General features: G+C 54.8%; 13 protein-coding genes. All 13 read right to left on the minus strand.

The genetic code is table 11. From position 1 onward, the window contains the following. Positions 1-11: 11 nt before the first annotated feature. On the minus strand, positions 12-380 hold the full coding sequence (gene rplN, locus AC07Y2_RS04590) for a 50S ribosomal protein L14 (protein WP_002555479.1): 369 nt from the start codon (positions 378-380) through the stop codon (positions 12-14). Between the two features lie 23 nt (positions 381-403). Further along, on the minus strand, positions 404-670 hold the full coding sequence (gene rpsQ / locus AC07Y2_RS04595) for a 30S ribosomal protein S17 (protein WP_003194644.1): 267 nt from the start codon (positions 668-670) through the stop codon (positions 404-406). Positions 671-672: 2 nt separating this feature from the next. Beyond that, complete coding sequence (gene rpmC / locus AC07Y2_RS04600) at positions 673-864, minus strand: 50S ribosomal protein L29 (protein ID WP_002555481.1); 192 nt, start codon at positions 862-864, stop codon at positions 673-675. Continuing rightward, positions 864-1277 (minus strand): 50S ribosomal protein L16, encoded by a 414-nt coding sequence (rplP, locus tag AC07Y2_RS04605; protein WP_003228729.1) that lies wholly within the window; start codon positions 1275-1277, stop codon positions 864-866. The genes rpmC and rplP overlap by 1 nt, the downstream gene beginning before the upstream one ends. Before the next feature lie 12 nt (positions 1278-1289). Beyond that, on the minus strand, positions 1290-1976 hold the full coding sequence (gene rpsC, locus AC07Y2_RS04610; protein ID WP_003176422.1) for a 30S ribosomal protein S3: 687 nt from the start codon (positions 1974-1976) through the stop codon (positions 1290-1292). A 13-nt stretch (positions 1977-1989) separates the two neighbouring features. Next, a complete protein-coding gene (gene rplV, locus AC07Y2_RS04615; protein WP_003103908.1) occupies positions 1990-2322 on the minus strand; it encodes a 50S ribosomal protein L22 in 333 nt (110 codons plus the stop codon). 11 nt (positions 2323-2333) lie between these two features. After that, positions 2334-2609, minus strand: coding sequence for a 30S ribosomal protein S19 (gene rpsS / locus AC07Y2_RS04620; protein WP_011336172.1), 276 nt, complete (start codon positions 2607-2609; stop codon positions 2334-2336). 16 nt (positions 2610-2625) lie between these two features. Continuing rightward, on the minus strand, positions 2626-3450 hold the full coding sequence (gene rplB / locus AC07Y2_RS04625) for a 50S ribosomal protein L2 (RefSeq protein ID WP_003186055.1): 825 nt from the start codon (positions 3448-3450) through the stop codon (positions 2626-2628). A 14-nt stretch (positions 3451-3464) separates the two neighbouring features. After that, positions 3465-3764 carry a 50S ribosomal protein L23 gene (gene rplW / locus AC07Y2_RS04630; RefSeq protein WP_002555488.1) on the minus strand — a complete coding sequence of 100 codons (300 nt, stop codon included), beginning with the start codon at positions 3762-3764 and terminating at the stop codon, positions 3465-3467. Further along, positions 3761-4363 carry a 50S ribosomal protein L4 gene (rplD, locus tag AC07Y2_RS04635; RefSeq protein WP_003228735.1) on the minus strand — a complete coding sequence of 201 codons (603 nt, stop codon included), beginning with the start codon at positions 4361-4363 and terminating at the stop codon, positions 3761-3763. The genes rplW and rplD overlap by 4 nt, the downstream gene beginning before the upstream one ends. Positions 4364-4375: 12 nt before the next feature. Next, the gene (gene rplC, locus AC07Y2_RS04640) at positions 4376-5011 is read right to left on the minus strand and encodes a 50S ribosomal protein L3 (protein WP_007955641.1); all 636 of its coding nucleotides are present in this window, start codon (positions 5009-5011) and stop codon (positions 4376-4378) included. Between the two features lie 80 nt (positions 5012-5091). Next, a complete protein-coding gene (rpsJ, locus tag AC07Y2_RS04645) occupies positions 5092-5403 on the minus strand; it encodes a 30S ribosomal protein S10 (protein WP_003186070.1) in 312 nt (103 codons plus the stop codon). A 157-nt stretch (positions 5404-5560) separates the two neighbouring features. After that, positions 5561-6232, minus strand: a 672-nt coding sequence (locus AC07Y2_RS04650; protein WP_494990410.1) for an EF-Tu C-terminal domain-related protein, incomplete at its 5' end; no start/stop codon positions are given.

Consider the following 6232-nt stretch of genomic DNA (forward strand, 5'->3'; position numbering starts at 1 on the left):
GTCGGATCTCCTTACAGCACTTCTGGGGCGAGCGAGACGATCTTCATGAACTTCTCAGTACGAAGTTCACGGGTCACTGGCCCAAAGATACGGGTGCCGATCGGCTCTTGCTTGTTGTTCAGAAGAACAGCAGCGTTGCCATCAAAGCGGATAATGGAGCCATCAGCACGACGTACGCCGTGACGAGTGCGGACTACAACAGCAGTCATCACCTGGCCTTTTTTCACCTTACCGCGAGGAATTGCTTCCTTCACGGTAACTTTGATGATGTCACCGATACCAGCGTAACGACGATGGGAGCCACCCAGCACCTTGATGCACATAACACGGCGAGCGCCGCTGTTATCGGCCACATCGAGCATGGATTGAGTCTGAATCATATAATTTCTCCGACCCCTAGCCCTTAGACTTCCACAGCGCGTTCGAGAACATCAACCAGCGCCCAAGACTTGGTCTTGGCCATCGGACGAGTTTCACGAATAGTGACTTTGTCGCCGATGTGGCACTGATTGGTTTCGTCGTGCGCGTGCAGCTTAGTCGAACGCTTAACGTATTTACCGTAGATCGGGTGCTTAACGCGACGCTCGATCAGAACGGTGATGGTTTTGTCCATCTTGTCGCTGACAACACGGCCAGTCAGCGTACGGACAGTTTTTTCGGCTTCAGCCATGATCACTTACCTGCCTGCTGGTTGAGCACAGTCTTCACGCGAGCGATGTCACGCTTAACTTGCGAGAGCAGATGAGACTGCCCCAACTGGCCAGTTGCTTTCTGCATACGCAGATTGAACTGGTCGCGCAGCAAGCCGAGCAGTTGCTCGTTCAGCTGCTGTGCGGATTTTTCACGAAGTTCATTCGCTTTCATCACATCACCGTCCGTTTAACAAAGGAGGTGGCGAGCGGCAGCTTTGCAGCAGCCAGGGCGAAAGCCTCACGCGCCAGCTCTTCAGAAACACCCTCGATTTCATACAGGACTTTGCCTGGCTGAATCTGGGCAACCCAGTACTCCACGTTACCCTTACCTTTACCCATACGAACCTCGAGAGGCTTCTTGGAGATCGGCTTGTCCGGGAATACACGGATCCAGATCTTGCCGCCACGTTTTACGTGACGGGTCAGTGCACGACGCGCTGACTCGATCTGACGAGCGGTGAGACGACCACGAGCTACAGACTTCAGCGCGAACTCGCCGAAGCTGACTTTGCTACCGCGCAGTGCCAGACCACGGTTGTGGCCGGTCATCTGCTTGCGGAACTTCGTACGCTTAGGTTGCAACATTTGGCGTACCCCTTACTTAGCAGCTTTTTTACGAGGCGCTGGTGCTTGTGGCTTCAGCTCTTCTTGGCGACCACCAATTACTTCGCCTTTGAAGATCCAAACCTTTACACCGATCACACCGTAAGTGGTGTGAGCTTCGTAGTTGGCATAGTCGATGTCGGCACGCAGGGTGTGCAGTGGCACACGACCTTCGCGATACCATTCAGTACGTGCGATTTCAGCACCGCCGAGACGACCGCTCACTTGGATTTTGATGCCTTTGGCACCAATGCGCATGGCGTTCTGTACAGCGCGCTTCATGGCGCGACGGAACATTACACGACGCTCCAGCTGCTGAGCTACGCTCTGCGCAACCAGCATACCGTCGAGCTCCGGCTTGCGGATCTCTTCGATATTGATGTGCACAGGCACACCCATTTGCTTGGTCAGGTCCTGACGCAGTTTCTCAACATCTTCACCTTTCTTCCCGATAACAATACCTGGACGAGCGGTGTGGATGGTGATGCGTGCAGTTTGAGCCGGACGATGGATATCGATACGGCTTACGGACGCGCTTTTTAGTTTGTCTTGGAGGTATTCACGCACCTTCAGATCAGCGAACAAGTAGTCCGCATAAGTCCGACCGTCTGCGTACCAGACGGAGGTGTGCTCCTTGACGATTCCCAGGCGAATGCCAATGGGATGTACTTTCTGACCCATCTCTTCGACTCCGTTACTTGTCAGCAACCTTGACAGTGATATGGCAAGACCGCTTGACGATGCGATCAGCACGGCCTTTGGCACGTGGCATGATGCGCTTCAGCGAACGCCCTTCGTTGACGAAAACAGTGCTGACCTTCAGGTCATCAACGTCTGCGCCTTCGTTATGCTCGGCGTTGGCTACGGCCGACTCCAGCACTTTTTTCATGATCTCGGCGGCTTTCTTACTGCTGAAAGCCAACAGGTTGAGCGCTTCGCCCACCTTCTTCCCGCGGATCTGGTCGGCGACCAAGCGGGCTTTCTGGGCGGAGATTCGAGCGCCCGACAACTTAGCGGCTACTTCCATTTCCTTACCCCTTAACGCTTGGCTTTCTTGTCTGCCACGTGCCCGCGATAGTTGCGGGTACCGGCGAACTCGCCCAGTTTGTGGCCGACCATGTCTTCGTTAACGAGAACTGGGACGTGCTGACGACCGTTGTGTACTGCGATGGTCAGACCGACCATTTGTGGCAGGATCATCGAACGACGCGACCAAGTCTTAATTGGTTTGCGATCGTTCTTTTCCGCCGCCACTTCGATCTTCTTCAGTAGGTGAAGATCAATAAAAGGACCTTTTTTCAGAGAACGTGGCACTGTCGTATCCCTCTATTTACTTGCGACGACGGACGATCATTTTGTCGGTACGCTTATTACCACGAGTCTTCGCGCCCTTAGTCGGGAAGCCCCATGGCGATACCGGATGACGACCACCAGAGGTACGACCTTCACCACCACCATGTGGGTGGTCAACCGGGTTCATGGCAACACCACGAACGGTTGGGCGAACGCCACGCCAGCGCTTGGCACCAGCTTTACCCAGCGAACGCAGGCTGTGCTCGGAGTTCGAGACTTCGCCCAGGGTCGCACGGCACTCAGCCAGTACTTTACGCATTTCACCGGAACGCAGACGCAGGGTCACGTAAACGCCTTCACGAGCGATCAGCTGAGCCGAAGCGCCAGCGGAACGAGCGATTTGCGCGCCTTTACCTGGCTTCAGTTCGATGCCGTGTACGGTGCTACCAACTGGAATGTTGCGCAGTTGCAGAGCGTTGCCCGGCTTGATCGGTGCCAGAGCACCTGCGATCAGCTGGTCGCCAGCGCTCACGCCTTTAGGGGCGATGATGTAGCGACGCTCGCCATCTGCGTACAGCAGCAGAGCGATGTGAGCAGTACGGTTTGGATCGTATTCGATACGCTCGACAGTGGCAGCGATGCCATCTTTGTCGTTGCGACGGAAGTCGACCAGACGATAATGCTGCTTATGACCACCACCGATGTGACGAGTGGTAATACGGCCATTGTTGTTACGACCACCAGACTTCGATTTTTTCTCGAGCAGCGGTGCGTGAGGAGCGCCTTTATGCAGCTCCTGGTTGACCACCTTGACCACAAAACGGCGGCCAGGGGAAGTCGGTTTGCATTTAACGATTGCCATGATGCACCCCTTCCTTACTCAGCACTGCTGCTGAAATCGAGATCTTGGCCTGGCTGAAGGGAGATAACTGCCTTCTTCCAGTCATTACGCTTGCCCAGACCGCGAGCGGTGCGCTTGCTCTTACCCAGAACATTCAGGGTAGTAACACGCTCAACTTTCACGCTGAACAGGCTTTCGACGGCCTTCTTGATTTCCAGCTTGGTTGCATCAGTAGCAACCTTGAAAACGAACTGGCCTTTCTTGTCTGCCAGAACCGTAGCCTTCTCGGAAACGTGCGGGCCAAGCAGAACTTTAAATACGCGTTCCTGGTTCATCCCAGCAGCTCCTCGAATTTCTTCACGGCCGACACGGTGATCAACACCTTGTCGTATGCGATCAGACTAACTGGATCGGAACCTTGCACGTCACGTACATCAACGTGTGGCAGGTTGCGAGCAGCCAGGTACAGGTTCTGATCAACAGCGTCCGACACGATCAGAACATCGGTCAGGCTCATGTTATTCAGTTTGCCCAGCAGGTCTTTGGTTTTCGGAGTTTCAACTGCGAAATCCTGAACCACGACCAGACGATCAGTACGCACCAGCTCAGCAAGGATGGAACGCATTGCTGCGCGATACATCTTCTTGTTCAGCTTCTGGGAGTGATCCTGTGGACGAGCTGCAAAGGTGGTGCCGCCGCCGCGCCAGATTGGGCTGCGGATAGTACCGGCACGAGCACGGCCAGTACCTTTCTGACGCCATGGGCGCTTGCCGCCACCACGAACGTCGGAACGGGTCTTCTGCTGCTTGCTACCCTGACGGCCGCCAGCCATGTAGGCCACGACTGCTTGGTGAACCAGCGTCTCGTTGAACTCGCCGCCAAATGTCAGTTCGGAAACTTCGATCGCTTGAGCGTCATTTACATTTAATTGCATGTCAGCTTCCCCTTAACCGCGAGCCTTGGCTGCCGGACGTACAACCAGGTTGCCGCCAGTAGCGCCAGGTACAGCGCCCTTGACCAACAACAGATTGCGTTCAGCGTCCACGCGCACTACTTCCAGGGACTGCACGGTCACGCGCTCAGCGCCCATATGACCGGACATTTTTTTGCCCTTGAATACACGACCAGGAGTCTGGCACTGGCCGATAGAGCCTGGGACGCGGTGGGATACGGAGTTACCGTGGGTGTTATCTTGCCCGCGGAAGTTCCAACGCTTGATCGTACCCTGGAAGCCTTTACCTTTGGACTGACCGGTTACATCAACCAGTTGACCAGCAGCGAAGATTTCAGCGTTGATCAGATCGCCGGCCTGGTACTCGCCTTCTTCAAGACGGAATTCCATTACGGTACGACCAGCGGCAACGTTCGCCTTGGCGAAGTGGCCAGCTTGAGCAGCTGTAACACGGGAAGCACGACGCTCGCCGACAGTGACTTGCACTGCACGATAGCCATCGGTTTCTTCAGTTTTGAACTGGGTGACGCGATTCGGCTCGATCTCAATGACCGTGACCGGAATGGAGACACCTTCTTCGGTGAAAATACGGGTCATACCCGCTTTACGACCGACTACACCAATAGTCATGTTGTAAACCTCATGAGTGTACGGGGCTTTCACCCGCTATGGCCGCCCATTTCAGAGCGTTACACGACCAAGACCGAGTCTTAGCCGAGGCTGATCTGCACTTCCACACCGGCCGCAAGATCAAGCTTCATAAGTGCATCAACGGTTTTATCCGTTGGCTGAACGATGTCCAGAACGCGCTTATGAGTGCGGATTTCGTACTGGTCACGCGCGTCTTTGTTGACGTGCGGGGAAACCAGAACGGTGAACCGCTCTTTACGGGTAGGCAGTGGAATTGGACCACGCACTTGAGCACCAGTACGTTTCGCGGTTTCCACGATTTCCTGGGTTGATTGGTCGATCAGGCGATGGTCAAAAGCCTTCAACCTGATACGGATTTGCTGATTTTGCATTGGATTTCAGACTCCGGCTGCTATTCCCACCGGGCGCAATACGCCCGTTAAAAGGAGGCGCAATTCTATAGACGCCCCAGATAGGTGTCAACCCAATAAAAAAGCCCCCGCTAAGCGGGGGCTTTTTCAACTCATCAGAGCTGACTCAATAAAGAGATCACTCGATGATTTTAGCTACGACGCCAGCACCAACGGTACGGCCGCCTTCACGGATTGCGAAACGCAGACCGTCTTCCATCGCGATGGTTTTGATCAGGGTAACAGTCATCTGAATGTTGTCACCTGGCATTACCATTTCAACGCCTTCTGGCAGCTCGCAGTTACCAGTCACGTCAGTAGTACGGAAGTAGAACTGTGGACGGTAGCCTTTGAAGAACGGAGTGTGACGACCGCCTTCTTCCTTGCTCAGAACGTAAACTTCTGCGGTGAACTTGGTGTGCGGCTTAACCGAACCCGGCTTAACCAGAACCTGACCACGCTCAACGTCGTCACGCTTGGTACCACGCAGCAGAACGCCGCAGTTCTCGCCAGCACGACCTTCGTCCAGCAGCTTGCGGAACATCTCAACACCGGTGCAGGTGGTGGTGGTGGTGTCACGCAGACCAACGATTTCCAGGGCGTCCTGAACGCGAACGATACCGCGCTCGATACGACCAGTTACAACAGTACCGCGACCCGAGATCGAGAACACGTCTTCGATTGGCATCAGGAACGGCTTGTCGATAGCACGCTCTGGCTCTGGGATGTAGCTGTCCAGAGTTTCCACCAGCTTCTTAACAGCGGTGGTGCCCATTTCGTTGTCGTCTTTGCCTTCCAGCGCCATACGAGC

The sequence above is a fragment of the Pseudomonas sp. GW456-12-1-14-TSB6 genome (genome assembly GCF_059424205.1).

Excerpts from the sequence above, each read along its gene's own strand:
- rplN (WP_002555479.1), bottom strand. The coding sequence starts at position 380 with ATGATTCAGACTCAATCCATGCTCGATGTGGCCGATAACAGCGGCGCT.
- rpsQ (WP_003194644.1), bottom strand. The coding sequence starts at position 670 with ATGGCTGAAGCCGAAAAAACTGTCCGTACGCTGACTGGCCGTGTTGTC.
- rpmC (WP_002555481.1), bottom strand. The coding sequence starts at position 864 with ATGAAAGCGAATGAACTTCGTGAAAAATCCGCACAGCAGCTGAACGAG.
- rplP (WP_003228729.1), bottom strand. The coding sequence starts at position 1,277 with ATGTTGCAACCTAAGCGTACGAAGTTCCGCAAGCAGATGACCGGCCAC.
- rpsC (WP_003176422.1), bottom strand. The coding sequence starts at position 1,976 with ATGGGTCAGAAAGTACATCCCATTGGCATTCGCCTGGGAATCGTCAAG.
- rplV (WP_003103908.1), bottom strand. The coding sequence starts at position 2,322 with ATGGAAGTAGCCGCTAAGTTGTCGGGCGCTCGAATCTCCGCCCAGAAA.
- rplB (WP_003186055.1), bottom strand. The coding sequence starts at position 3,450 with ATGGCAATCGTTAAATGCAAACCGACTTCCCCTGGCCGCCGTTTTGTG.
- rplW (WP_002555488.1), bottom strand. The coding sequence starts at position 3,764 with ATGAACCAGGAACGCGTATTTAAAGTTCTGCTTGGCCCGCACGTTTCC.
- rplD (WP_003228735.1), bottom strand. The coding sequence starts at position 4,363 with ATGCAATTAAATGTAAATGACGCTCAAGCGATCGAAGTTTCCGAACTG.
- rplC (WP_007955641.1), bottom strand. The coding sequence starts at position 5,011 with ATGACTATTGGTGTAGTCGGTCGTAAAGCGGGTATGACCCGTATTTTC.
- rpsJ (WP_003186070.1), bottom strand. The coding sequence starts at position 5,403 with ATGCAAAATCAGCAAATCCGTATCAGGTTGAAGGCTTTTGACCATCGC.